The sequence below is a fragment of the Microvirga sp. P5_D2 genome (assembly GCF_054049475.1).
This window is the reverse complement of record NZ_JBFUMH010000296.1, coordinates 1-3,391: the sequence shown is the minus strand read 5'-3', so window position 1 is coordinate 3,391 and position 3,391 is coordinate 1. Positions and strand designations below refer to the sequence as shown.

3 protein-coding genes and 2 pseudogenes are annotated in these 3,391 nt (G+C 59.8%); 3 read left to right on the top strand and 2 right to left on the bottom strand.

The genetic code is table 11. The annotated features are described in order from the left end of the window. From ACXJKO_RS30735 to ACXJKO_RS30725, 3 genes are all read left to right on the top strand, one after another. On the top strand, window positions 1-410 hold a 410-nt coding region (locus ACXJKO_RS30735; RefSeq protein WP_457094803.1), incomplete at its 5' end, for a tripartite tricarboxylate transporter TctB family protein. A gap of 29 nt (window positions 411-439) precedes the next feature. Beyond that, complete coding sequence (locus ACXJKO_RS30730) at window positions 440-1,969, top strand: tripartite tricarboxylate transporter permease (protein ID WP_457094802.1); 1,530 nt, start codon at window positions 440-442, stop codon at window positions 1,967-1,969. A 13-nt stretch (window positions 1,970-1,982) separates the two neighbouring features. Further along, window positions 1,983-2,870, top strand: coding sequence for an NAD(P)-dependent oxidoreductase (locus ACXJKO_RS30725; protein ID WP_457094801.1), 888 nt, complete (start codon window positions 1,983-1,985; stop codon window positions 2,868-2,870). A gap of 68 nt (window positions 2,871-2,938) precedes the next feature. Here ACXJKO_RS30725 and ACXJKO_RS30720 read toward each other — a convergent pair. Together ACXJKO_RS30720 and ACXJKO_RS30715 are read right to left on the bottom strand one after the other, a co-directional pair. Next, window positions 2,939-3,142 (bottom strand): annotated as a pseudogene (locus ACXJKO_RS30720) (DDE-type integrase/transposase/recombinase); the annotation flags it as partial. Window positions 3,143-3,150: 8 nt separating this feature from the next. Further along, window positions 3,151-3,391: pseudogene (locus tag ACXJKO_RS30715) on the bottom strand (IS630 family transposase); the annotation flags it as partial.

Here is a 3,391-nt window from a genome sequence, read left to right as displayed (position 1 = left end):
TTGGCGCACTCGAATTCGGGATTGGCTGGGGCGACGCGGGCCCTGAATCCGGAGCTTTCCCTTTCTACATGGGCCTTTTGATCATCGGCGCGAGCGTGGGCACTTTGATCCAATCGGTTAAGGGCAGGCACGATTTACAGGAAGTCTTCCTTGACCGTGTACGAGCGGGGCGCGTGGCTTCCTTCCTGGGTCCAATTGCCGTCTTCGTCATCATGGCCATGTTCCTGGGACTTTACGTAGCGACGGCTCTCTACCTGACCTGCGTCATGTGGCGACAGGGCGGCTATTCGCTCATCGTCTCCGCCCTTTCCGGCGTCGTCGCTGCGATCTTCTTTTATCTAATTCTCGAATATGCGTTCCAAGTGCCCCTCATGAAAGGGCCGCTGGAAAGTGTATTGGGCCTTTACTGAACACTCCAACTGCTTGACGGAGATAGGCCGTGGAAAATTTTGCATCACTCGTGGACGGCTTCGGCGTTGCGCTGACGACCTATCACGTTGCACTGATGATGATCGGTGTCCTTCTCGGAATTCTCGTCGGTGTCCTTCCAGGCCTCGGTGCGCCTAACGGCGTTTCGCTGCTCCTGCCGCTGACGTTCACGATGGATCCGGTTTCGGCGATCATTCTGCTCACCAGCATGTATTGGGGCGCGCTATTCGGAGGATCCACCACATCCATTCTCTTCAACATTCCAGGTGAGCCATCGTCCGTCGCGACAACGTTCGACGGTTACCCGATGGCCAAGCAGGGGCAAGCTACTCAGGCCTTGACGCTCGCGTTCCTCTCGGCAGGTTTCGGTGCGCTGGTGGGTATTATCCTGATCACTGTTCTTTCGAGCTGGGTTGCGAAATTCGCCCTCCGCTTCAGCTCGCCGGAGTATTTTGCAGTCTACTTCCTGGCTTTCGCCAGCTTCGTCGGATTGGGCGGAACGTCGCCGTTCAAGACGGTAATCTCTCTCGGTCTCGGCTTCGCTTTTGCTGCTGTCGGCATGGACTCTGTCTCGGGCGGACTGCGCCTGACCTTCGGCTTCAATGAGCTTCTGAGCGGCATCAGCTTCCTGATCGCTGTGATCGGCTTGTTTGGCATCGGCGAGCTCATGCTCACTATGGAGGAGGGGCTGCGCTTCGATGGCATCCGGGCGCGTGTCAGCCCGCGGGACGTTCTTAAGACCATCGCGACATTGCCGCGTTACTGGGTCACCCTGCTGCGCAGCAGTGCGATCGGATGCTGGATGGGTATCACGCCCGGCGGTCCGACTGCTGCCTCCTTCATGAGCTATGGACTTGCCAAGCGTCTGTCCCGCCGAAAGGAGAATTTCGGCAAGGGCGAGCCGGAAGGCGTTGTGGCTCCCGAGACCGCAGACCACGCGGCTGGCAGCAGCGCTATCCTTCCGATGCTCGCTCTCGGCGTTCCTGGTTCCGCGACTGCGGCCGTGATGATGGGAGGATTGATGATCTGGGGCCTGAACCCAGGCCCCATGCTGTTCATCGAGCGTCCGGATTTCGTTTGGGGCCTCATCGCGAGCATGTATCTCGGCAACATCGTCGCCGTGACCGTCGTGCTGACCACGATCCCGATCTTCGCTTCCATCCTGCGCATCCCATTTGCGATCATCGGTCCAGTCATCGTGGTGGTCTGCTTCATCGGCGCCTATACCGTCGCGGGCCGTCCGTTCGATCTCTGGCTGGCCCTGGCCTTTGGACTGGCAGGATATCTGTTCAAGAAGCTCGACTATCCAATCGCGCCGCTCGTGCTGGCGATGGTGCTCGGCGACAAAGCGGAAGACGCCTTCCGGCAGTCAATGATCATGTCGAGAGGATCCCTGTCGATCTTCTGGTCGAACGGGCTCGTCGGGACGCTGATCACCATCGGTCTACTGCTGGCTCTCTGGCCGTTGCTGAGCAGGCTGGCTGGAAGACTGACCGGCGCCAAGCCTGCGAGACCGCACATCATTGAAACCGCCGAGTGATGGAGAACTTGAGATGACGTCCCGCTCAGGCAAGATTGCATTCCTCGGTATTGGTCTCATGGGAGCTCGCCAAGCGAAGAGGCTTCTCGAGGCGGATCATCCGCTCACAGTCTGGAACCGTTCGCGGGAAAAAGCTGAGGCGCTGTCACCTTGCGGGGCTTTCGTCGCCGACACCGCATCCGAGGCCGTTCACGATGCTGACACCGTGATCCTCATGCTGGAGAATGGCACGATTGTCACCGATGTGCTGTTCAATCAGGGTGTCGCGGAGGCCCTGCGCCCCGGCAGCATCGTCGTAGACATGAGCTCCATCAAACCTGCAGAGGCCCAGGACCATGCGCAGCGCCTATCGGACCGTGGCGTGCACCACATCGATGCGCCGGTCTCCGGTGGTACAGTCGGGGCGGAGCAGGGCACCCTAGCGATCATGGCGGGTGGCAATGGCGACATATTCGCCCGTGTGGAAGCAGTGCTGCGCGTCATGGGCCGGCCCGTTCATGTGGGACCGCATGGATCGGGTCAGCTTGCGAAGCTCGCTAACCAGATCATCGTCGGCGTCACCATCGGTGCCGTTGCAGAGGCCTTGCTGCTCGCAGAGCGTGGGGGAGCCGATCCGGCAAAGGTGCGGGAGGCTCTAAGAGGTGGCTTTGCCGAAAGCCGCGTGCTCGAACTCCACGGTCAGCGCATGGTAGAGCGGGATTTCGTGACCAAAGGGCGCACCGTCACGCATCTGAAGGATCTCGACAACGCCATTGACGCCTCAAAGTGCATCTCAATGAACGCGCTGCCCTACACGAACATCACGGCTGATCTTATGCGGGGCCTCATCGAGAGCGCAGGAGACCTCGACCACAGCGGTCTCTTTGTCGAACTGGAGCGTCGGAATAGCGCCGCCGTGTGACCGAACTCGGGGGTTCTGTCGCAAACCCGGAACAGGGGCGAGAAAGCAGCAGATGCACCGTACTGCCCTTATGCGGCGAGCAGGTAAAACTGCTCGGCGAGCGATAGCTGCTGACTGCAGGCATATTTCGCCTGCTGTTTGCGCAGCATATGAACCAACTCGATCCCACCCAAGATCACGCGTGCACTGTCAGCGGACTTGAAGCCGAGCATTGATCGCACGCGGAGTTTGATGGCRCGGTGATCCTGCTCAATGCGGTTATTGAGGTATTGATRCCCGTTCAGGGAATTGGTGACGCGGTGAGATATGGGTAAGCCGTCAATGTTGTGAGACGGCCTGTCTCGTCGAGGAGACGGTTCCAGGCGTGGCAGACGGCCTCCAACACCGCGTCATAGTCATCAAGCACGCGATGCGAGAGATAGCGCTCACGCAGGTACAGCCAGACCCGCTCCACCGGGTTCAGTTGGGGTGACGCCGACGGCAGCGGCAAAAGGGTGATGGTGTCCGGCACGTGCAAGGCC

Bases quoted from the DNA above. Each gene is read 5' to 3' on its own strand.
- ACXJKO_RS30725 (WP_457094801.1), top strand. From the start codon at position 1,983: ATGACGTCCCGCTCAGGCAAGATTGCATTCCTCGGTATTGGTCTCATG.